The sequence below is a fragment of the Streptosporangium sp. NPDC002721 genome (assembly GCF_042888905.1).
GTDB lineage: Bacteria > Actinomycetota > Actinomycetes > Streptosporangiales > Streptosporangiaceae > Streptosporangium.
Window position 1 is genome coordinate 24,197 of record NZ_JBIAQI010000021.1, and the last position, 20,142, is coordinate 44,338.

Consider the following 20,142-nt stretch of genomic DNA (forward strand, 5'->3'; position numbering starts at 1 on the left):
CGCTTCAGGGCAGGCTGGGGCGGGTCGCGCTCGGCGACGTCGCGCGGATAGCACATCGACCACTCGATCACCGACCCTTGTCGGTCCGGCCCCCATGCTGGGGACCGAAGCACCCCCGCGCCTGCCTGTCATGACAGCGGCCGGTTCTCTTCCAGTGCCTGCCGTGGCAGCGCTCCCCCCGGTGCCGGCAGTGAGCGTTACGGCTCACCTTCACCGAGTTTGCCTGGTGGTGGTGCCCGCGAAGCTCGCTGGTCGAGGACCCTGGATTTGTGAGAGCCGCCGTCGGTGTCACCGTCGGCGTTGGCGTCGGGGTGGGCGTCGGCGTTGGAGTGGGCGTCGGGGTGGGCGTCGGGGTGGGCGTCGGGGTGGGCGTGGGCGTCGGCGTTGGAGTGGGCGTCGGGGTGGGCGTGGGCGTCGGGGCGGAGCAGTTGAGCTCGGTGCTGAAGGGGAAGTCGTGGATCTCTCCGCCGTTGTTGGCGGCGGTGCCGTGGGTCAGTTCGCGGACGATGACGTTGCCCTCGATGTTGGAGGAGCTTTCATCGATCAGTGAAGCGTTCGGGGCGAAGATCGTTCCCTCGATGGTGGCGCTTCCGCTGGCGGGCAGTCTGATGGTGGTGGCGTCGGGGAAGTTGATCAGGATGAAGGAAGCCTGCGGGCCGCCGATGCCGGCGAAGTTGGGGGCGGCCCAGGTGTAGTCGCCGCCCACGGCGGTGGTGTCCACAACGATCATGAGGGGGCTGGTGGCGGTGGGCTGGTCGTCGAAGATGAGGGTGGCGATGTTGGTCAGGTTCGCGGCGCTGATCTGCAGGACGTTGGTGGCGTTGGGGGCCAGGCTGATGCGCACGGTGGAATTGGGCGGCACCACGCCCCCGGGGAAGGGCACCCCGTTGCCGTCACGCAGGATCACCGTGTTGGCGCACTGGGCCAGGGCGGTGGAGCGTGCGCGGTAGGTGGTGAACAGCTGGGTGAAGTCCATCACCGTGGCGGGGCCGACGGAGGCGACGGGCTGGCGTACGGTCAGCTCCACCCGGGAGGGCGCCTCGTAGTCGCCGGTCGCGTTCACCCGGGTGTTGACGGCCGCGCCGTTGTTGTCGGTGTCCATCACGAACGCACCCGTGAGGTCGCCGACCTTGACATATCCGCCAGACAGCACCGAGACCCGCCCGGTGGGGGTGCTCTGGGCGAAATCGATGCGGCCGCCCACCACCAGTGCGGTGGGCCGCGCGTCGCCGGGCACGACGAAGGTGCCCGCCCCGTTGTTGGCGACGCGGTAGTCGCCGGTCATGATGAGGTTGCCGCCCACCGCCAGCGTGCCCTCGTTCTCGTTACTGTTCAGCCGTGCGTCTGATTCCACCACGGCGGTGAAACCGTTGTTCCCGCTGACAGGGTTCAGCGGCGCCCGCGCCGAGGTGGAGTTCGCGGCGATAACCACCGCACTTACGACAAAGGCGCCGAAACCCATTGAATAGCCTAGGGTGCGCATTGAAACCTCTCCCGCCGATTCCACTTCGTTGAGCGAGTTTATGCAGGTCAGAGGGGCCATATGGCTTCGTGCGGTCAAATGTCCGCCATGTCTACGGCTCGAAGATGTGACGCGAAAAGGGGTGAGGCGAGGATGGATAAGGTAGCCCTGATCGGTGCTGAATGCCCCGATAGTCGCCCTTAACCTGATCGGCGGCCAGAATTCCTTACGAGGCTTTCCGGGACGGCCCGGTTATGGCGAACGGCCACGGAAGGTCGCCGCGTATTCGGCAGTCGCCGATCCGTCCGGTGTTTCATAGGCGATCACCTATGAAACAGGGCGCCGGACGCGGGCCGTCCAGGGCGAAGCGTGTTTCATGGGTTTCCGAAACACCCACATGAAACGATGTCGGGGTGAGTGACGAGGATTTCCTGCGCGTGGAAGCAGGCGACTGCCCCATGTCCTCCTGTGCCGCGCCCGCCGGCTCGCCGTGCCGGACCGGCAAAGGCAAGGTGGCCATCCATTACCACACCGCCCGGTTCCGGCTCGTACCCCACCTGGTCAAGACCCTCAACGTCCCAACACCTCCGATCCGCAAGCCCGGATCGGCCTGGGCCGAACTGCCCCGTCCAGCAGCGGCCGGCACCACACCGGCCGGGCACGTGCGAATCGGCTACGCCCGCGCCTCCACGACCCGCCAGTCCCTGAACACCCAGCTCGACTCCCTCAAAAGCGCAGGCGTCACCCGGATCTTCTCCGAGAAGATCTCCACCCGCGCCACGAACCGTCCCGAACTCGAACGGGCCCTCACCCTGACCCGCGAACTGCGCGCCTCGGGCATCGCGGTCACCCTCGTGGTTCACGAGTTAGCGTGCGTTCCTTACGCGCATCGGAGCGGGGGACGGCGGTAACTCGGCCAGAGCTGGCTCGCTAACGCCACTGGCCGTTCCGTTGTCGATCACACCCCGTTTCCGCGGTCTTGAAGTTCTCGGCGCGGTCGGCGACGTGCGCACCCGCTACTTCGACGCCGACGGGCGACCCGTCGAAGCCGATTTCGACGACCGCATCATCGGCATCTCGCCCGACCAGCTCCGCGCGGTCGAGCGGCGGATCGGCGTCGCCGGGGGCAAGTCGAAGATCGCCGCGATACGTGGCGCCGTCCGCGGCGGCTGGATCAACATCCTCATCACCGACATCGAGGTTGCCCGGACCCTGCTCAACTACGGCTGATCCGCATGCGTTGTACGGCATCCGCACCGGTGGGCTACTCGTCATCGGCGAAGGCCTCACTGACGTCCCGATGGCGCAGCTGCCACTGCCAGTAAATGACGAAACCCCTCTGACCTGTGCACTTACCTCTCATGCCGGTTTTCCCGGCTTATCGGTCCCAGCTAGGCGACAGCAGGCTTGCGATAAGGAAAGTTATCGCAAGCCTGCTGCTAGGTATGCGCGCCGATTAAGTTTCGTATCGTTCCGAACGAAAGTAGATCGTTCGCGAACGGTACGATGCTATTCTTCGCGGGTGAGCGATGATCCTTCCCGCACCTCCGAGCCCGCCCAGATTGTCGACGGGAGCGCCGACACGGGGCGGATGTGCGCCCGTTCGGGGTGTGCCAACCGGCTGGAGCCGCTGGGACGCGGGGGGAGTGGCCACCCGGCGCTGCCGCCCGGCGCCGGGCTTCGTGTCGGCGGAACTCGTTGTCGCAGAGCTGGTGGTGGCCCCTGGCCGGGGTCAGAAAATGGTGTTGAGAGAGGCGTTCTCCGGCATCGGTGGCGGCTGCGACCAGAGGGGTGAGTTTCTCAAGGATGCTCAGGGGCGTTCTTGCGACGCGCGATGGCGCTTGAGCTTTCAGCGGGCGCGTCTCGCAGGACCTGCTGGAGGGCAAGGAGACGGTCGATCGTCTGTTGGGTGGTTTCTTCGCGCTGTTCGGCGGTGCGGGCGCGGTGTTCGGCCTGCTCCAGCGCCTGCCGCAGCGCCTTCAGTTGGGCGTCGGCCACCGCGGCCGCGGTCCGTGCCTCGTCGTGCCGTGCCCGGGTCCGCCGCAGGTCATCGCGTTCGGCGGTGAGTTCCTCTCTCAGCTGGGTGATGTGCGTGGTGAGTTCCTCGCGCACCCGGCTTGTCTCGGCGCGGGCCGTCTCGGTGTCCTGCTGCGCCTTGCGCTGGGCGGTCTCGGCGCGCTCGGCTCGGTCACCGGCGGCTTTCAGGCCGGCGCGAGCCTGGTCGAGGTCGGCGGTGCGGTCGGCCAGCGCTTTGTTCAGGGTGGCGACCTGGCGGCCGTGCTCGTCGGCTGCTGCGGCGGCTTGTCGGCGTTCGGCGTCCAGGACTTTCTGCAGGGCGTCGCGTTCGGAGGTGGTGTGCCGGACGTCGCGTTCCAAGGTCGCGGCGCGTTCTGTGGCGGTGGTGGCGGTCTGCTGGGCGTGGGCACGTTCGGCTTCGTGTTCGCCGGCCGCGCGCCAGGCCGCGCGTTCGGATTCCTCGGCGCGTTGTTGTGCCGCGGTGGCCTGCTGGACGGCCTTCTCTCCTGCGGTGATCGCCGTCTGGGCCTTGTGCTGGGCGTCGATGGCGCGCTGCTCGGCGGCCGCGGCGGCGGCGCGAGCCTCTTCGGCGGCTTGTTCGGCGGTGTCGATCTGGGTGAGTGCGCCGGTGGTCGCGCTGCTGAGCGCTTCGGTGAGGGCGGTCAGCTGGGCGCTCCACTGTTCGCCCGCGGCCAGCAGGTCGCCGCTCAGCGCGCCGGTGCGCCGTAGCGCCTCGGTGATGACCGGGGTGTGAGTGGCGGTACGGGCGCGGTGTGCGGCGGCGCGGCAGGCGTCCCCGCAGTACAGGGCCGGACGGCCGCTGCGGCGGCCGGTGCGGCCCGGCGGCTCCAGCCGGTTGGCGCACCCCGAACGGGCGCACATTCGCCCGGTGTCGTTGTCGTCGCTCACGTCGAGGTTCACGAAAGGCCCGGAGGCGCCGGAAGGGCTATCGGTCATTCCGCAAGGCTAGCAGCGTACCGTTCGCGAACGATTGGTTTTCGTGCGCAACAAAACGAAATATTGAGGGGTAGTGGAGATTGAGCCTGACCCGCGATAATCTTGCTTATCGCGGGTCAGAACGGCCCTCTGAACGAGGCCTCCGGAGGCTGCCGAATGACGCATGACGGGCACCGTGAGGAGCCGATCACCGGACAGATCGTTCGCATGGAGGACGAGGGCCCGGTTGCCCCGGCCGCGACCGGTGAAGGGCAGTACACCGCGGCGGACTACGCGCTCAGCGACCAGGCCCGGGCTCGCATCGCCGATGGTGTCCCTGCCAACACCCGGCGTGCGTATGAACGGCAATGGGCTGCTTTCTCCGCCTGGTGCGCCGAGCACGGCCGGGTGGAGCTGCCCGCCACCGGCCACACGCTGGCTGAGTACGTCGAGACGCTGTGCGCCGCCGATCGGGCCCCGGCCACCATCGAGCAGGCCATCGCCTGCGTGCGTTCCATGCACCGCCTGGCCGGCTACACCAATCAGCCCCTCACCGACGCGGCCCGCCTGGCGCTGCGCGCCTACAAACGCGCGCGCGCCGAGGTCGGCACCCGTGGCCAGCGTGAAGCCCCACCGGTGGGCATCGACGCGCTGCGCGCCATGGTCAGCGCCTGTGATCTGAGCACGCGCATCGGTCTGCGTGATCGGCTTCTGCTGGTGCTGGGCCTGGCCCTGATGGGCCGCCGCTCCGAGTTGGTCGCTTTGACCTGCGACGATGTTCGCGAGGTTCCTGATGGGTTGGAGATCACCATCCGTACCTCCAAAACCGACAAGGACAGCCGGGGTGAGACCATCGCCATTCCGCGCGGCAGCCATCCCTTGACCGATCCGGTGGCTGTCTGGAGGGACTGGACCGCCGTGCTCACCGAGACCGGGGAAACCTCCGGGCGGCTGCTGCGCCGCATCGACCGCCACGGCAACCTCGGTCCCCGCCTCGGCGCCGACGCTGTCAACGTCATCGTCCGCGACCTCGCCGTCCGCGCCGCCGTACCCGGTGCCGGCACCTTCACCGCGCACAGCCTGCGCGCGGGTGGGGCCACCGTCGCCTACGCCGCGGGGGTTCCCGTCTCCGTCATCGCCAAGCACGGCCGCTGGGCCCCGGCCTCCCCGGTCGTGCTGCGCTACATCCGCGCCGTCGACCGCTGGCGCGACAACGCCATGCGAGGCGTCGGTCTGTAGCCACCGGAACGAAGGCGAGGCTCGAACTCAACGCACGGATGGCGATCACGCGGATTCCGCGCCCTCCACCACTTCGCTGTGGTGAGCCGATGCCCAATGCCTCTCTCCGCCGGACCACAAGAGGGGCACTTTGTCGGCGGAAAGACAGCCGTTTACTTGCGCGATCAACCACCCGGAGGCCAAGTACTCCTCCGTGTGACTTCTGGGGCCTCGTGAACGCGGGTGCCGCCGCGCGCCCCGGTACGGGACGCGCGGCCGGAGCTCGAGTACTCTCAGCGGTTCCCAGGCGCCGTCGGCGCCGTCGAGTTCGAGCGCTTGGCGCGCTCCACGAGCCAGACCATGACGACGACCAGGACGTTCATCACCATGAGGATGATGATGGAGGCGCCGGGCCCGGAGCCGACGGCACGGTCGATCACCGACGGGCCGCCGCCTGCGAAGAGGCCGTTCACGATGCCTACGAGAACATTGTTGGAGACGTGGAATGCCATCGCGGCTTCCAGCCCGCCGCTGATCAGGCCCATGAGCGCTGTGCACGCGGAGAAGACGAACAGATAGCTGACGAGCCACGGGTCCAGGGACACGTGGACCACCGCGAAGAGCGCTCCGGAGACCATGATGCCGAACGCCATGGCGAGACGGATGCTACGGAACCAGGAGCCGGCGGCGGGGATGGCCGCTCCTCGGAAGGCTATCTCCTCACCTGCCGACTGCAGAGGGATGGCGAGAAGAGTGGCGATGAGGATGGCGACGGTGGATGCCCCCATCTTGAATTCCCCCATCCCGGTGGACCCCGGCGCGATGAGTGCCGTCACGATGGTCGTAAGACCGACCAGGCCCGCAGATCCGAGGAGATAGACCCCGGCGCGGCGCCAGTCGAAGGTGCGGGTATGACGGAACACCGCCCGCCACGGCACCTTCGCCATCTTCGAGACCAGTATCGTCGCGAGCAACGCGGTGATGGCGGTGCTGAGGCCCGTGGCGACGATCGTGAGCGGTGTGAGTGCGGGCTTGTTCGGGTCTGCCGGGCCTTCGATCAGGACGACCGGTTGGAACACGATGATCTGGACCAGGAGCAGCATCGCCGGTATCGCGATCAGGACGACCAGGGACTTCCAGCGCGCCATGCGGAAGTGGACGCCGAACGGACGTTCGGGCAGTGTTCCAGGCAGTGTGACGGCTGCGTCACCGGCGTGAAGAGGAGCGGAGTAGCCATGCTCCATGGGCCCCGTCACTGTTCGGCTCCCGACCGGCGCGATCCGCCGTCGCCGCCCGTGACGACTGGTGCCTGCCCCGCTGCAGCCCGGCTGATGGGTGCCGCGGGGTCGGGTCGGGGATCCGCGCTCTGGGGCCCACAGGGCTCTGGTGTACGCACGATGAACAACCTTTCTTAAGGAGGGATCGATCGATCCGCTCTTGAGTAGAAAATCTGCCGTAGAGGCAAACACAGACGGTCAACGGTGTGGCCGCAGGAAATACTGGGCCGCTCGCTACCGCATCTCCCGGAGCATCCGGGGATCTCTAGACAGTCGAGGTCTGCGCAGGAGCCCCCGCCGCCCCCGCCGCCCTCGGCGTCAGAACCGTCCCTGTGCGTCGAGTACGGATCGCCACGACGATGACGGTGCCGATGACGAGCGGAACAGGGATGAGGACGCTCAGGTCGATCGCGCCGGCGGAGCGGTCGGTAGCCACGGTCGGGTCCACCTGGAGTGCGGCGTCGATGACGAACTGCGTAGCGTTGTACACCGCATGGAGCACGACGGCGATCTCGAGCCCGCCGGTACGCCAGGTGATCCACGCGGTGCCGACCGCGAAGACGATGTACCAGAGGTTCAGCAACCCGCTCGTGGAGAAGTGGACGCTCGCAAAGAGCACGCTCGAGATGATGATGGCGAGCACGAGCCCGAGGCGGGCACTGCGCGTCCAGCTGCCCACGACGCGGAAGATGAGACCGCGGAAGCCGTACTCCTCGCCCGCGGCCTGGAACGGCGTCAGGGCGAGTGCCGTGGCGGCGAGAAGCAGGGTGTCGTGCCATGCCCAGGTCGTCTGCGGCAACGGCGTCCAGTAATAAACGACCTGGAACACGACGATCACCGGAAGGAGGACCACGAGGGCGCGGCCGAAGACGTCGAGGCGGAAGTGCGACAGCACCGAGGACAGCGACCCGCCGCGCACGCCGTAGAGCCAGCGCTGGATCAGCATGCTCCACGGGATCAGGAGGGCCACGGACAACGCACCCGCGGCGTTGACGAGCGGGGTGTACCCCTCCCTGGCCTCGGTGCCGATCGCCGAATCGATGAGGGTGGCGATGATGGCGAGCGCGAAGACGAAGATCTGCATGCCCCCGAGGAGGAGGGCGATGGCGAGGATGCCTCGCCCGATACGGCGTTTGTCGCTCACGAGCCCACGGTGGTACTCGACAGGCGTGATGGGGTGTTCCATCATGTTCTCTCTGTTCTCAACAGGTAGACGTTCTCAATGGGTGGACGTTCTTAACGGGTGGACGCGAGGTCGGTATGGCGTGAGTCGTCAGACGCCGATGCCGTCGAGGAGCCAGTTGAAACCGTGTCCTTGGGGCCAGGTCAAGTCCGAGACAGGAGGCGGCCTGGCGCGCCACGAGCGCCGGAGCCGCCTCCAGCTCAGCGACAGACCGGACTACGCGCCGGCACCGTCGGTGGTTGGCGTGGCCGGCAGCTGCAGCTCCCACGCGAGCGCGACGCCGGTGGCGCCGCCGTGCTCGAAGAGGATCGGCCCGAGCTGGTTGGCCGTCTCCTCGTGTGCCCAGTCGCGCCGCCACTCGCTGGACGCGACCAACCAGGTGACCGGGACGACGCCCGCGCGCTCCATGCGGCGCACCGCCATGTCGTGCGCCTCGGCGCTGACCCCGCCGCTGGCGTCCGAAGGGCAGGCTCAGAGCTGCCGGGCCGTGCGGGAGGCCGTTCGGTCACGCCGACCGGGACCGGCTCCGGGCATGCCGGACCGGCGTCGACGGAGTGGGGCGGAGTCCCTCCCGTGGCGTGACCCGACGCTGTGGCGGGCGTCCACGACTTGTCCCGACGCCCGACGATAGGATCTGTCCATCGATATCGGCCCGCGCCTCCTGCGCCACTTCCTGGCCGTGGCCGAGGAGCTGCACTTCGGCCGCGCGACCATGCGGCTCTACATCTCCCAGCCGTCCCTGAGCCATCAGATCCGTAAGCTCGAGGAGATTCTCGGCACGCCGTTGTTCGTGCGCTCCAGCCGTCGGGCAGGGCTCACCGCTGCGGGGCGGACTCTGATCATCCTCACACACATGCGCATTACCGCCATCCGTGCGCATCCGCCTCGGGGAACGGCGCCGCAGCGCGCGAGGGATGATGCGGCTCAGGTCAGTCGCTGACGACCCGGTCGGACTAATCGCGCTGGGGACTACGTGCCCGGGGCTACTTGCTGTCGATGCGGCCGAGTGCCGCACCGGTCTCAGCCAGCGCCGCGGTGGCCTTCGCCCATCCGGTATCGGCCGGGTCCAGCGCGCTGCGCAGGTAGGCGGTGGTCAGTCGCCGCAGGACCGCGACGCGCTCCGGGTTCTCGTCGGTGGTCTCGGCGGCTTCCCAGTTCGGGATGCCGCCCAGGGAGTGCTCGGCGCCGAACAGGGTCAGCAGGTCGGTGGCGCCCGGGCTGTGGGCGTAGGCGTCTGTGAACCAGTCCGGGCCGCGGCTGGACATCTTCGACTGGTCCTGGTCGCCGGCCACCACGAGCGTGGGCGTGGTCAGCTCGGTGAACGATGGGTTCATGAACGGGAAGTGCTCCTGGGCGAACGGGTGCAGCTCTTCGCCCCTGATCCCGGTCGCGGCCAGCAGCACGCCGGCCTGCACGCGCCGGTCCGCGTAGTCCTGGCCGGCCTTGCCCGTGCTGTCGAGGACGCGGGCGCCGAGCAGCATCTGCACGGTCTGGGCGCCCCAGGAGTGTCCGGCCGCGACGACCCGGTCCTGATCGACCCGCCCGGCAAGGCCTGGCACCGCACGTTCGATCGCCTCGAGCTGGTCCATGGCTCGCACGAGGTCGGCATGCCGCTCGGTCCAGACGTGGCCGAACCCGGGGTCGTCGAACCCGATGCCGTCGCGACGGGAGTCCAGGTGCGTCGGCTGGACGACGACGAACCCGCGAGACGCCCAGAAGGCCGTCAGGGGTGCGTATCCGTCGAGCGACCACCCGTTGCCGTGCGAGAACAGCAGCACCGGCAGGTGCCGCCCGGTCACGGGGGCAGAGACGCGCACGTCGAGGGGGAGCGCTCGCCCTGGCGCGTCGAGACGCACCGGGGCGAGCGAGACGACTGGGGCACCGGGACCGACGACGGCGTCGAGCATATGGACGATCGGGGTGTCGGTCGTTGCGGGAGTACCGCTCATGGGAGATCACTCTTCCTTTGCGTTCGGGGCCCCCGCCGAGGACAATTTAAGCGGAGCGTCGCTCCGAAACAATACGGAGCAGCGTTCCATTTCGCAAGTCTCGACGGAGGTTCCCATGACTAATCCCGGTCCCGCCGGCTCGACACCCCGCGCGAAGCGCGTCGACGCCAGGCGCAACGAACAGACCCTGCTGGAGGCCGCCGCCGCTGTTTTCGTGACGGACGGCGTGGACGCGCCTGTGCGGCTGATCGCCGAACGTGCGGGGGTGGGCATGGGGACGATCTACCGGCACTTCCCCACGCGTCCCGCGTTGGTGACGGCGGTGTATCAGCACCAAGTGGAAGCGCTGGCGGAAGCGGGCCCTTCACTCCTGCGCGAGTCCGGCGACCCAGGGGTCGCCCTCCAGCGATGGGCGGCCGGCTTCGTCGACTTCCTCGTGACCAAGCACGGGCTCGCCGGCGCTCTCGGGTCCGACAAGGAGGGCGTGAACACCCTGCATCAGTACTTCGTCGACCGGCTCGTCCCGGTCTGCGACGCCCTGCTTGACGCCGCGCTCGAACCGGAGGCCACCGGGCGAGTGTCGGGGTACATGCTCATGCGCGGCATCGGCAACCTCTGCATCGGCGGCGGCAACGACCCCCACTATGACGCCGCCCGCCTGGCCGCCCTTCTGGTGACAGGGGTGCTCACCGGGGCACGGCACGGCCGCGGCTCGGACACCATCGCTCCGGAAGACGATTTCAACCCGCCGCGCGACAAACAGTGACCCGAACACCGATCACGGACGTCGTACTCGATCCGGCGGCTGCACTATCGGTGAGTTGTCGGTTCACCGATCGGAGAAACGGCGGCGCCAGGGCCGGCCGTCCGCTCCAGCGTGGCAGTCGCCAGTGTTGCGATCGTTCTCCGGTGGTCGACGGCGGCTGCGCGGCCGCCGCTGTGGCAGCGCTGTGGTCGGCGAGCTCGCGGGCGGGCGCAGGCCCGACGGGAGGGGTCAAGCGGGATTTGTGTCGTCCTCGGCCGCCCGTACGAGGCCCAATTGCTGGTGCGCGAGGATGCTGGCCCGGGTGAGCACGTCGATCTGCGCGGTGTTGTAGAGCTCGGTTACGGCGTCGATGAACGTCTGCTGGGTGGCGTGCTCACTCTTGGACAGGCGCTCGGCAGGGTTGTTCAGCCACGGATAGTCGATGAGCTTCTGGGCGATGAGCGGTGCAAGTCTCTCGGCGAGGCTCTGCCGGGTGGCCTCGTCCGCGTCCGGAGGAAGGGCGTCCATCTCCGCGTTGGCGGGATCGGTGTCGGTTTCCGTCATGCGCTGCAGGTCTTTCAGAGCGTCGTCGTCATACAGCCGGGTGTAGACGTGGATGAGGGAGGTGTCGGCCGCGGACAGGTGCCCGGCGGCGGACTCGAAGCCCGCCGGGGTGTCAGCCGGCACGCCGTCGCGCAGAATGACGGCGATGTCGGAGCGGGCCCTGCGCAGGCGCTCCATCTCGGCTGCGAGCTGGGCGTCGACCTGGCGCAACACCTCCAGGGGAACGTCCTTGTTCGACTTCGCCACGCCGATCTCGGACAGTGGCACCCCGAGCTCCACAAGGCGGCGGATGCGCAGCAGGCAGACAAGATGCGGTACGCCGTACTGCTTGTATCCGTTGTACCGGCGCTCCGGGTCCTCGAGCAGGCCGAGCCGGTGGTAGTGCCGGATGGTGTTCACCGTGGTGCCGGCGAGCTCGGCGAGTTCTCGGGTGCTCCAGGCCATGTCTGTCCCTTCCTGGATCACATCGGACACGGATGCGTGTCGTGGCCGACGCCTGGAGGTCCATGCGATGATCTCGATGCGGTTCCACGGGATTCGACGTGATCCCACCGTCGAGTCAAGCCCACAGGAGAGTTCTCGACACTGTGTTCCCATTGGTCCTCGCGGGCACACTAGCACAGCGGATGCGGTTGCGTCCACGGAGGTGGTGCGCGAGTTTTCCCAGGTGACAGGCGTGGCGTCGTGAAACAAGGACGGCCGTCGCGTGATCCCTCAGGTTGCCAAACCAAGATCGAAGGAGCACGGAGCGATGGCCGTGAACAACAGTGTGGACCCCGCCGCGTGGCTGGCGGAGCAGATCCTGCCCCGCGGCATGGGCCCGACGCAAGAAAGGCGGCCCGGGGTCACGGGCGCCCGGGCCACTTGAGGGAGCAGACATTGACGGTACGGGTCGAGAACTTCGGGATCTGGATGAGCCTGGATTTCGGTGCGATCCGTCCGTTCGCGAGGCGCTTCACCCGGTAGGCGCCGGGCCGGCCCCGGAAGTAGTGCGTGCCGTTTTCGTCGCGCGCGCTGCTCGCGACGCCCGGACCCACGACCGTGACCGACACGCCCCCCACGTGGGCACATCTGAAGACCAGCTTGAGGAGTCCGTACGGCGGTGCCGCCGCGGCCGAGGGAGGTGCGAAGCCGACGGTGGCCACGGCGAGGCTCGTTGCGAGCGCGCCCGCAAGGGCAGAACGCCGGACGATGCTGAGCATGATGATCCTTTCCTGGAGAACTCGGCCACTCTAGCCTCGTCTCCCACATACGCAGCGTGGTTCGGAAGAATGGTGAGGCGTTTGCGGGGGTTTCCTGCAGTATGCGCAGGACGAAGCGCTATAGATCTGGCCGAAATGCCCCTCAAGAACGGTGATCTGGTGGCGAAGAGCGAGGATCTCGACGTCCTTGTCCCGATCGCCCATCGGCAGCAGCCGCAGTGCGGCGAAGGTGTTCGTGACGGCGGGGTAGGCCAGGCGAAAGAGCGCAGACGATCATCATGCCGCGCTCCGAGCGGCTGGGCATCACGCACGTCAGGCGATCCCCAGCAAGACCATGACCTGGCCGGATGACATCATCGGCAGGCACAGACTCGCCCCCGAACCGATCGCCGAGCTCGACGCGCTCGTGGGGAGCGCGACGGTCTCGGCGTGGCCGTTCGGTATGACCCCGCCCTCCTCCACGACGAAGCTGTCCTGCGACGGCGAGTCGAAGGTGAATCTCACCTTCAGCCACCCCCTGCCGAATCCGCAGGTCTTGCCGACCATCTGCATGGTCATGGAGTTTCCTTCTCCTGATGCACGCGCTGCGGCTCGAGGTCGAGGTGTCGGCGTAGCGCCTCGGTGAACTCGTCGACCTGTACCAGCTGTTCCGGGGAGAGCGCGTCGACGAAGAGCTCGCGCACGTCACGCAGGTGCGGCACCGAGCCGTGCCGGAACGACTCCGCTCCGAGGTCGGTCAGCCGCACGTCGATGCCGTGGACGTCGTCGGGGCACGGGGCTCGGCGTACGAGCCCGCGCTTCTCCATCCGCCCCAGGTGGTGTGACAGGCGGCTGCGTTGCCAGCCGATCAGCTGGGCCAGCTCGGAGGAACGCATCGTCCTTCGATCCGCCTCGTTCAGTGCGAGCAGCACTCGATAGTCGGCGGAGGACAAGGACGACTCGCTCTGGAGCCGTCCCTCCAGGAGGGTGCGCAATGTTTCGGCGGTCTCGATGTAATTGCGCCAGATGCGCAGCTCCTCGCGCGTGGGCATCGCGCGGCGCTTCTTCTCCGCCATGGCACCTCCTGGAATAGACACGTCAACTCTGCACGTTACGGGATTGACACGTCAATCCCAATCACGGTGAGACCCGTATCCCAAGGAGCGAACCCATGACCGACAGCACCGCCGTCCAGTTCGGTATCGACAGCTTCGGTGACCTACCTCGCGACGATCAGGGAAATGTCGTCTCCCATGGTCAGGCGATCCGCGCTGTCGTGGACGAGGCGGTCCTCGCCGACCAGGTCGGCGTGGATGTCATCGCCCTCGGTGAGCACCACCGCCCCGAGTACTCGATCTCCACTCCCGAGACGGTGCTGGCCGGCATCGCCACCAGGACCGAGCGCATCCTCCTCGCCTCGGGTGTGACAGTCCTGTCCTCCGACGACCCGGTGCGCGTCTTCCAGCGTTTCGCCACGGTCGACGCGCTCTCGAACGGGCGCGCCGAGGTGATCCTGGGCCGCGGGTCGTTCACCGAGTCGTTCCCGCTGTTCGGGTATGACCTGGCCGACTACGAGATCCTCTTCGAGGAGAAGATCGACCTGTTCCACAAGCTGCTGGACGAGGGACCCGTCACGTGGGAGGGCACCACGCGCGCCGCGCTCAAGGACGCCGACGTGTTCCCCAAGACGGAGTCCGGGCGGCTGACGACCTGGGTCGGTGTGGGCGGGTCGCCCCAGTCCGTCATCCGGACCGCGCGGTACGGGTTCCGGCTCATGCTCGCGATCATCGGCGGCGCGCCCGACCGGTTCGCCCCGTACGTCGACCTGTACCAGCGCGCCACGCAACAGCTGGAGACCACCGCCTACCCGGTCGGGGTGCATTCGCCCGGCTTCGTCGCCCGGACCGACGAGGAGGCCAAGCGACTTTTCTGGCCCGGCTACAAGGAGATGCGCGACCGCATCGGCGCCCTGCGCGGCTGGCCCCCTGTGCGGCGTGAGGAGTTCGAGGCCGACGTCGAGCACGGCTCCCTCTACGTCGGTTCGCCCGAGACCGTCGCGCGCAAGATGGCCCGTGCCATCCGCACGCTCGACGTCGGGCGCTTCGACCTGATCTACTCCGCCGCCGGCTCCGTCTCGGCCGGCGACCGGCTGCGCGCCGTCGAACTGTACGGCACCAAGGTGATCCCGATGGTGCGCGAGCTGCTCGCCGAGGAGCCCAGCACGCTGGAGGTGGCCCGATGACGGTGCGCACGGCCGTACGCACCATCGGCGTCCTCGGGGCCGGCAAGGTGGGCACGGTCCTGGCCCGCCTCGCTCTCGCCGCCGGGTATCGAGTACTCGTCGCGGGGTCGGGGGACCCCGCGAAGATCGCCCTCACCATCGAGGTCCTGACGCCCGGCGCCACCGCCGTCTGGTCCGCCGAAGCCGTACGGGACGCCGACATCGTGATTCTCGCCCTCCCGCTCAGCAAGTATCGCGCGCTCCCGACCGGCGAGCTGCGCCACAAGCTCGTTGTCGACACCATGAACCACTGGTGGGAGGTCGACGGGCCCCGCGAGCGGTTCCTCGCGCCCGGCGTCTCCTCCAGCGAGGAGGTGCGGCGTTTCCTCGACGGTGCACGCGTCGTCAAGGCCTTCAACCACATGGGGTACCACGACCTGGAGGACGAGGGCCGGCCCGCCGGGGCACCGGGCCGCAAGGCGATCGCGGTCGCCGGTGACAGCGAGGCAGACGTCACCGAGGTCGCGGCGCTCGTCGATGACCTGGGCTTCGACCCCGTGCCTATCGGACCTCTCGCCGAGGGTGTCCGACTCGAGCCGGGCACCGCCGCCTTCGGCGCCAACGTCCAGGCCGCCGAGCTCCGGCTTCTGACCCAGGCGGCCGTGCACAACCCGATCGTGGAGTGATCCAAGTGAGCGATATCGCCCACTCCGAGGTCTCCACCGCGGACACCGCGGTCCTCCACGGCGTCCAGTTGTGGGTGGCCCTGCCCGACGCCGGATCGGGAAGCCGGGCGTGACTTCCAGCACCACGTGCCGGAGCCCGTACGGATCGACCGGTGGCGCCGACGGCACTTGACCCTGTTGCCGGAACACGGTGTCGAATGCCCGCGTGATTTTGACTTTGCTCGATGACTTGGCGCGGGTAGCGGCCGACACCACCGCGGAGCAGTACGCGCTGCCGACTCCGTGCGACGGGTTCGACGTGCGGCGACTGCGGCGGCACCTCACCGGCGGACTGACCTACTTCGACGCCGCCTTCGGCGACCCTGGCGCCGAGGAGCGAGCAGCGGACCCGCACGCCTACTCAGGGCCCGACCAGCTTGAAGCCGTCCTCCCGCGGCTCTCGGCGACTTTGCGATCCGCGCCGGCGGCCGGGGTCGAGACGACCATCGTGAACGTGCCTCACCTCGGTGGAGCGTTTCCCGGCGCCGTGGTCCTGGACATGCTGCTGATCGAGGTGATCACTCACGGCTGGGACATGGCCACCGCGGCGGGTCTACCCTGGAAACCGGACGAGGCGACCTGCGAGCGAGCACTTGCCTTCTACCGGGCGACGCTCAAGCCCGAGTGGCGCGGCCCCGGCATGGCGTTCGGCCCGGAGCACGCTGTCTCGCCCGACGCTTCTCCGGTGGAACGGGTCGTCGCTTTCGCCGGCCGTGACCCTGGTTGGTCGCCGGCAACCCACCGGTAGGGGCCCGCCGATCCACAGGATGCTTGGCACCAGGGGTGCGAGCCGGCCCTGGGGGAGCCCGGAGGCGAACCGCAGGATCAGGAGAAAGTGGCCGGCATGACCTACATCGGCAAAACCGTCGTCGTCCTGGGCGCCACTGGTCCACAGCCTTCGGACGCTGCTCATCCGATACGAGCGCTGATCAAGGGGCGAGCACATCCCGCTCGGGAAGCACCACCCGTCGCGCGTGGTCAGCCAGTGTTCGCGCCGCCGGCAGCCCGGCGGAGCTCGCACCGATGACGCAGGCGGTTTCGATCGTCATGTCCGGCTCGAACCGGCCTGAACGGTCAGCGGTCCGGTGCGCCGAGTGGTGAGCCAGACGATCACCACGGTGACGAGGACGACGGCGCCCGGGATGAGCGTGGCGGCGGTCGCGGCTCCGGCATCACGATCAGGCCGACAACGAGACCCGATCGGCTGCCCCGGGTCCAGCTTCCGGCGACCCGGAAGATGGGCCCGCGGAACCCGTACTCCTCGCCCGCGGCCTGCAACGGGGTGAGCGGCAGGGTGGTGGCCAGCAGCCACAGCACATCGGTGTCCGACCACACGCTGCACCGCGTGCGTCAGCGGAGTGTGGGAGCCGTCGCCGCCACGGTCGTCCAGAGCGGCAGCGCCCACGGACAACACGACGCTGAAAACCAGCATGCCGCCGAGCAGGAGCACGATCGCGAGGATGCCGCGACCGACGCGGCGACGCTTCCCCGCGAGGACGCGGTGGTATTCGACGTTCCCCATGTGTCGTCCCCTTTCGAATTGTGGGGACCATGAGAAACCGTGTGCCGGCGACACAGCCAAGATCCGTGAACCCCGGCTGCCCGCCGCGGGCGGATGACGGGCCGGGCGATGGATCCGCCCGGCCCGTCACCGCAGGTTGTTCAGCTGGGCCGGCAGGTGGTGTCGCGGGCCGGCATCTCGCCCTCGACCAGCCAGTCCGTGGTGATGTGGAGGGCGCAGGCGTTGGTGTGGACGAGGAAGACGCCGTGGCCGCTCTCGTCGGCGGTCACCAGCTTGGCGCGCGGGGCGAACTTGTCGCGCAGCAGCTTTCCGCCCACCCACGGGGTCACCGGGTCGTGGCGGTTCTGCAGGATCAGGATGTTGGCCGGGCCCTGGGCGTCGACCTTCACCGGAGGCTCGTACGGCTCGTGCTTCCAATAGGCGCAGGGCGTGATGTTGGCGGTCGCGGCGCCGAACAGCGAGTACGACTTGCGGTCCTCGGCGACGGCCCGGCGGTAGGTCGCCACGTCCTCGGGCCAGTTGACGTCGTTGCAGGTGGTCGCGAGGAACGCCGTGAGGGCGTTGTCGATGGGGTTCGCCGGCGCCGCTTGCCTGGTCGCCGGGGCTTCGGCCGGGTTGAGGTACGTCTGCAAGGTACGCGCTGTCCGCCCGTACGACAACTCGCTGTAGAGGCCGGCGAAGGTGAGGTACCGGACGACGGCGCCGTCGGCACCGTCCGGCGCGGGGGTCTTGTCGAGCCGCTCGGTGATCCGCAGGAAGGTCCGGCGGACCTGCTGCGGCGTACGACCCAGGCCGTACGAGTCGTGCCGGGTCGCCACCCAACGGGCGAAATCGGGGAACGTCTGCTCGAAGCCGAGCCCGAACCGACGCATGCCCGCCGGGTCGAGGTGGGTGTCGCCGACGTTGCTGTCGAAGACGATCCGATCGGTGGTCTTCGGGAACAGGGAGACGTACGTCGCGCCGAGGGCCGTGCCGTAGGACGCTCCGTAGTAACTGGCCTTCTTCTCACCGAGCGCCGCCCGGACCCGATCCAGGTCGCGAGCCGTGTTCGCCGTGGTGATGTGCCGCAGCCGGCCGTCCTTGTCGGTGGCGGCGCACTTGTCGGCCACCTGCTTCGCGATCGCGGCCTGCCGGGTCACCGCGGCGTCGTCGGCCGCGTACGGCGGAACGTTGGCCCAGTACGGATCCTCGAGCGTGAAGCCGCAGCTCATCTTCGTCGAATGCCCGACCCCCCGGGTGTCCATGCCGATCAGGTCGTACGCATCCGACACGGTGGTCGGCAGGCCCCGGCTGACCAGGAAGGCGCCCTGGTCGATCCCGATGCCGCCCGGGCCGCCCGGGTTGAGCAGCAGGATGCCGCGCCGCTTGGCCGGGTTGGTGCTGGCGATCTTCGAGATCATGATCTCGATCTGCTCGCCGTCCGGGTCGCGGTAGTCCAGGGGTACGGGGATCTTCGCGCACCGCACCGCGACCGGCGCCGGCATCACGACTTCGGCCGGGCACGCTTCCCATGTCAGCTCGGGTGCGGCTTGCCGGGCCACAGCAGCCGGCCCGGCCACGACAGATGTGCCGAGCAAGGCGATCACCCCGATCAGCACAGCGCCACGTTTTCGGTACATGTACAACCTCCTGCGTCGTCCGTCGGCATTCGGTGTCATGCGACACCATGTCGCGGGAACACAGTCAAGGTCTTGACCCTGTTCGGGGAACATGGTTTCTGCTGGGCCGGAGCCGCGACCTGTCCTGCCGGCCCGATGAAAGGAACCGAAGTGAAACCCACCGTCGTTCTGGTGCACGGCGCGTTCGCCGAGTCCGCAAGCCGGGGCGGTGTCGTCCAGCGCCTGCTCGACGACCGTTACCCGGTCATCGCCGAGCCCGATCCGTTGCGCGGCCTGTCCGGGGACACCGCCGTCGTCTCCGGCATCCTGAGCACGATCGACAGGCCGGTCGTGCTCGTCGGCCACTCGTACGGCGGGGCGGTCATCTCCGACGCCGCCGTCGAACTCGCCGGCGCGTCGCACGCCGTTCCCGTGTCGGAGCCGGTCGCGGTCGCCGAGACCGTCCTCGATGCCACCCGATCGATCGGCTGAACCATGGAGAGAACGATCACCAACTTGTGGCCCCGGCTGCGCGTGGCCGACTGGACCGAGACCCGCGACACCCTGCACATGTGGACCCAGATCGTCGGCAAGATCCGGATGGCGTACACGCCGCCGGCCAACCACTGGTGGCACGTCACGCTCTATCCCACGGCCCGCGGCCTGACCACCTCGGCCGTGCCGTACGACAAGGGCGTCTTCGACATCGAGTTCGACTTCGTCGACGAGCGGCTGCGCGTACGCACCAGCGACGGCGGCTCGCGCGATGTGGTTCTCGAACCGAAGCCCGTCGCGACGTTCTACGGCGAGACGCTCGAGGCGCTGGCCGCGCTCGGCCTGAGGCCCGGCATCCACCCCGTGCCCAACGAGGTCGAGCTCGCGATCCCCTTCGCCGAGAACGACCGGAACCGCTCGTACGACGGGGAAGCCGCACGACTGTTCTGGCGGCAGCTGCTGCAGGCCGAGCGGGTGATGAGCCGCTTCCGCTCCGAGTTCGTGGGAAAGGCCAGCCCGGTGCACTTCTTCTGGGGTGCGATGGATCTGGCGTACACCCGCTTCTCCGGTCGGGTCGCCCCGCAACACCCGGGCGGCGTGCCCAACTGCCCGCCGTGGGTCATGCACGAGGGCTACTCGCACGAGCTGGCCAGCTTCGGTTTCTGGCCGGGCGGTGGTGAGGAAGGCGCCTTCTATGCGTACGCGTATCCGGAACCTCCGGGCTACCGGGAGCGCACGGAGGCGTACTTCGACAAGACCCTGCAGGAGTGTGTGCTTCCGTACGAGAAGGTGGCCGAGTCAGCCGATCCCGACGCGACACTCCTCGACTTCCTCCGCGCAACATACGGTGCCGCCGCCGACCTGGCCGCCTGGGACCGCTCGGCCGTGGAGGCGTGACCGTCGCGTCCCCTGGACGGGGGCTCAGGGGACGCGACGCCGGCCGCCGAGCCCTGCCCGCCGCCGTCGCTGCCGGGCCGGGCCGGAGCGCTGCCGTTGTCGACGAATGTGTAGACGGTGCGCAGGGGCGGTCTCGCCGCCCACCCCGAACGC

The 20,142-nt window shown here is 68.5% G+C and carries 22 protein-coding genes; 11 read left to right on the forward strand and 11 right to left on the reverse strand.

From position 1 onward, the window contains the following. Window positions 1-67: 67 nt before the first annotated feature. Window positions 68-1,432, reverse strand: a complete 1,365-nt coding sequence (locus ACFYWM_RS28490; protein WP_389919477.1) for a collagen-binding domain-containing protein — start codon at window positions 1,430-1,432, stop codon at window positions 68-70. A gap of 443 nt (window positions 1,433-1,875) precedes the next feature. Between ACFYWM_RS28490 and ACFYWM_RS28495 the strand changes: the two genes are divergently transcribed. Together ACFYWM_RS28495 and ACFYWM_RS28500 are read left to right on the forward strand one after the other, a co-directional pair. Then, the gene (locus ACFYWM_RS28495; protein ID WP_389919480.1) at window positions 1,876-2,373 is read left to right on the forward strand and encodes a recombinase family protein; all 498 of its coding nucleotides are present in this window, start codon (window positions 1,876-1,878) and stop codon (window positions 2,371-2,373) included. A gap of 40 nt (window positions 2,374-2,413) precedes the next feature. Continuing rightward, a complete protein-coding gene (locus ACFYWM_RS28500) occupies window positions 2,414-2,692 on the forward strand; it encodes a sugar-binding domain-containing protein (protein ID WP_389919483.1) in 279 nt (92 codons plus the stop codon). 570 nt (window positions 2,693-3,262) lie between these two features. Here the strand turns inward: ACFYWM_RS28500 and ACFYWM_RS28505 are convergent. Beyond that, a complete protein-coding gene (locus ACFYWM_RS28505) occupies window positions 3,263-4,435 on the reverse strand; it encodes a hypothetical protein (protein WP_389919485.1) in 1,173 nt (390 codons plus the stop codon). A gap of 156 nt (window positions 4,436-4,591) precedes the next feature. Between ACFYWM_RS28505 and ACFYWM_RS28510 the strand changes: the two genes are divergently transcribed. Beyond that, the gene (locus ACFYWM_RS28510; RefSeq protein WP_389919488.1) at window positions 4,592-5,653 is read left to right on the forward strand and encodes a site-specific integrase; all 1,062 of its coding nucleotides are present in this window, start codon (window positions 4,592-4,594) and stop codon (window positions 5,651-5,653) included. Between the two features lie 272 nt (window positions 5,654-5,925). Here the strand turns inward: ACFYWM_RS28510 and ACFYWM_RS28515 are convergent, their stop codons facing one another. From ACFYWM_RS28515 to ACFYWM_RS28525, 3 genes are all read right to left on the reverse strand, one after another. Beyond that, a complete protein-coding gene (locus ACFYWM_RS28515) occupies window positions 5,926-6,876 on the reverse strand; it encodes a CPBP family intramembrane glutamic endopeptidase (protein WP_389919491.1) in 951 nt (316 codons plus the stop codon). Between the two features lie 298 nt (window positions 6,877-7,174). After that, window positions 7,175-8,053, reverse strand: a complete 879-nt coding sequence (locus ACFYWM_RS28520; protein ID WP_389919494.1) for a CPBP family intramembrane glutamic endopeptidase — start codon at window positions 8,051-8,053, stop codon at window positions 7,175-7,177. Window positions 8,054-8,308: 255 nt separating this feature from the next. After that, window positions 8,309-8,509 (reverse strand): hypothetical protein, encoded by a 201-nt coding sequence (locus ACFYWM_RS28525; RefSeq protein ID WP_389919497.1) that lies wholly within the window; start codon window positions 8,507-8,509, stop codon window positions 8,309-8,311. Window positions 8,510-8,753: 244 nt separating this feature from the next. Here ACFYWM_RS28525 and ACFYWM_RS28530 point away from each other — a divergent pair, with 244 nt between their 5' ends. After that, window positions 8,754-9,032, forward strand: coding sequence for a LysR family transcriptional regulator (locus ACFYWM_RS28530; RefSeq protein WP_389919869.1), 279 nt, complete (start codon window positions 8,754-8,756; stop codon window positions 9,030-9,032). Between the two features lie 43 nt (window positions 9,033-9,075). Here the strand turns inward: ACFYWM_RS28530 and ACFYWM_RS28535 are convergent, their stop codons facing one another. Further along, entirely contained in the window at window positions 9,076-10,041 is a 966-nt protein-coding gene (locus ACFYWM_RS28535) for an alpha/beta hydrolase family protein (protein WP_389919499.1), read from the reverse strand. A gap of 115 nt (window positions 10,042-10,156) precedes the next feature. On the opposite strand from ACFYWM_RS28535, the gene ACFYWM_RS28540 reads away from it, so the two are divergent. Beyond that, window positions 10,157-10,807, forward strand: coding sequence for a TetR/AcrR family transcriptional regulator (locus ACFYWM_RS28540; RefSeq protein ID WP_389919501.1), 651 nt, complete (start codon window positions 10,157-10,159; stop codon window positions 10,805-10,807). Between the two features lie 228 nt (window positions 10,808-11,035). Here the strand turns inward: ACFYWM_RS28540 and ACFYWM_RS28545 are convergent, their stop codons facing one another. From ACFYWM_RS28545 to ACFYWM_RS28560, 4 genes are all read right to left on the reverse strand, one after another. Next, window positions 11,036-11,794, reverse strand: a complete 759-nt coding sequence (locus tag ACFYWM_RS28545) for a MerR family transcriptional regulator (protein ID WP_389919503.1) — start codon at window positions 11,792-11,794, stop codon at window positions 11,036-11,038. A gap of 401 nt (window positions 11,795-12,195) precedes the next feature. Further along, window positions 12,196-12,552: a hypothetical protein gene (locus ACFYWM_RS28550; protein WP_389919506.1), complete on the reverse strand. Its 357-nt coding sequence runs from the start codon at window positions 12,550-12,552 to the stop codon at window positions 12,196-12,198. A 312-nt stretch (window positions 12,553-12,864) separates the two neighbouring features. Next, window positions 12,865-13,110 carry a hypothetical protein gene (locus tag ACFYWM_RS28555; RefSeq protein ID WP_389919509.1) on the reverse strand — a complete coding sequence of 82 codons (246 nt, stop codon included), beginning with the start codon at window positions 13,108-13,110 and terminating at the stop codon, window positions 12,865-12,867. Beyond that, the gene (locus ACFYWM_RS28560; RefSeq protein WP_389919511.1) at window positions 13,107-13,607 is read right to left on the reverse strand and encodes a MarR family winged helix-turn-helix transcriptional regulator; all 501 of its coding nucleotides are present in this window, start codon (window positions 13,605-13,607) and stop codon (window positions 13,107-13,109) included. Before ACFYWM_RS28560 ends, ACFYWM_RS28555 begins: the two co-directional genes overlap by 4 nt. Before the next feature lie 95 nt (window positions 13,608-13,702). Here ACFYWM_RS28560 and ACFYWM_RS28565 point away from each other — a divergent pair, with 95 nt between their 5' ends. The 4 genes from ACFYWM_RS28565 to ACFYWM_RS28580 all read left to right on the forward strand — a co-directional run bounded on the left by ACFYWM_RS28565 (window position 13,703) and on the right by ACFYWM_RS28580 (window position 17,032). Beyond that, window positions 13,703-14,773: an LLM class flavin-dependent oxidoreductase gene (locus tag ACFYWM_RS28565; protein ID WP_389919514.1), complete on the forward strand. Its 1,071-nt coding sequence runs from the start codon at window positions 13,703-13,705 to the stop codon at window positions 14,771-14,773. Continuing rightward, window positions 14,770-15,438 (forward strand): NADPH-dependent F420 reductase, encoded by a 669-nt coding sequence (locus tag ACFYWM_RS28570; RefSeq protein ID WP_389919516.1) that lies wholly within the window; start codon window positions 14,770-14,772, stop codon window positions 15,436-15,438. The genes ACFYWM_RS28565 and ACFYWM_RS28570 overlap by 4 nt, the downstream gene beginning before the upstream one ends. Window positions 15,439-15,643: 205 nt before the next feature. Then, window positions 15,644-16,225 (forward strand): TIGR03086 family metal-binding protein, encoded by a 582-nt coding sequence (locus tag ACFYWM_RS28575; protein WP_389919519.1) that lies wholly within the window; start codon window positions 15,644-15,646, stop codon window positions 16,223-16,225. Between the two features lie 573 nt (window positions 16,226-16,798). Continuing rightward, window positions 16,799-17,032 (forward strand): hypothetical protein, encoded by a 234-nt coding sequence (locus ACFYWM_RS28580; RefSeq protein WP_389919521.1) that lies wholly within the window; start codon window positions 16,799-16,801, stop codon window positions 17,030-17,032. A 107-nt stretch (window positions 17,033-17,139) separates the two neighbouring features. On the opposite strand, the gene ACFYWM_RS28585 is transcribed toward ACFYWM_RS28580, so the two are convergent. After that, window positions 17,140-18,483 (reverse strand): alpha/beta hydrolase, encoded by a 1,344-nt coding sequence (locus ACFYWM_RS28585; protein ID WP_389919523.1) that lies wholly within the window; start codon window positions 18,481-18,483, stop codon window positions 17,140-17,142. Window positions 18,484-18,768: 285 nt separating this feature from the next. On the opposite strand from ACFYWM_RS28585, the gene ACFYWM_RS28590 reads away from it, so the two are divergent. After that, complete coding sequence (locus tag ACFYWM_RS28590; protein WP_389919525.1) at window positions 18,769-19,089, forward strand: alpha/beta fold hydrolase; 321 nt, start codon at window positions 18,769-18,771, stop codon at window positions 19,087-19,089. A gap of 3 nt (window positions 19,090-19,092) precedes the next feature. Then, a complete protein-coding gene (locus ACFYWM_RS28595; protein WP_389919527.1) occupies window positions 19,093-19,989 on the forward strand; it encodes a DUF5996 family protein in 897 nt (298 codons plus the stop codon). Window positions 19,990-20,142: the final 153 nt, after the last annotated feature.

What these genes read in the sequence shown, in the direction of transcription:
- ACFYWM_RS28595 (WP_389919527.1), top strand. Translation starts at nt 19,093, where the DNA reads ATGGAGAGAACGATCACCAACTTGTGGCCCCGGCTGCGCGTGGCCGAC.
- ACFYWM_RS28565 (WP_389919514.1), top strand. Translation starts at nt 13,703, where the DNA reads ATGACCGACAGCACCGCCGTCCAGTTCGGTATCGACAGCTTCGGTGAC.
- ACFYWM_RS28555 (WP_389919509.1), bottom strand. Translation starts at nt 13,110, where the DNA reads ATGACCATGCAGATGGTCGGCAAGACCTGCGGATTCGGCAGGGGGTGG.
- ACFYWM_RS28515 (WP_389919491.1), bottom strand. Translation starts at nt 6,876, where the DNA reads ATGGAGCATGGCTACTCCGCTCCTCTTCACGCCGGTGACGCAGCCGTC.
- ACFYWM_RS28510 (WP_389919488.1), top strand. Translation starts at nt 4,592, where the DNA reads ATGACGCATGACGGGCACCGTGAGGAGCCGATCACCGGACAGATCGTT.
- ACFYWM_RS28570 (WP_389919516.1), top strand. Translation starts at nt 14,770, where the DNA reads ATGACGGTGCGCACGGCCGTACGCACCATCGGCGTCCTCGGGGCCGGC.
- ACFYWM_RS28540 (WP_389919501.1), top strand. Translation starts at nt 10,157, where the DNA reads ATGACTAATCCCGGTCCCGCCGGCTCGACACCCCGCGCGAAGCGCGTC.
- ACFYWM_RS28505 (WP_389919485.1), bottom strand. Translation starts at nt 4,435, where the DNA reads ATGACCGATAGCCCTTCCGGCGCCTCCGGGCCTTTCGTGAACCTCGAC.
- ACFYWM_RS28550 (WP_389919506.1), bottom strand. Translation starts at nt 12,552, where the DNA reads ATGCTCAGCATCGTCCGGCGTTCTGCCCTTGCGGGCGCGCTCGCAACG.
- ACFYWM_RS28560 (WP_389919511.1), bottom strand. Translation starts at nt 13,607, where the DNA reads ATGGCGGAGAAGAAGCGCCGCGCGATGCCCACGCGCGAGGAGCTGCGC.
- ACFYWM_RS28545 (WP_389919503.1), bottom strand. Translation starts at nt 11,794, where the DNA reads ATGGCCTGGAGCACCCGAGAACTCGCCGAGCTCGCCGGCACCACGGTG.
- ACFYWM_RS28585 (WP_389919523.1), bottom strand. Translation starts at nt 18,483, where the DNA reads ATGCCGGCGCCGGTCGCGGTGCGGTGCGCGAAGATCCCCGTACCCCTG.
- ACFYWM_RS28535 (WP_389919499.1), bottom strand. Translation starts at nt 10,041, where the DNA reads ATGAGCGGTACTCCCGCAACGACCGACACCCCGATCGTCCATATGCTC.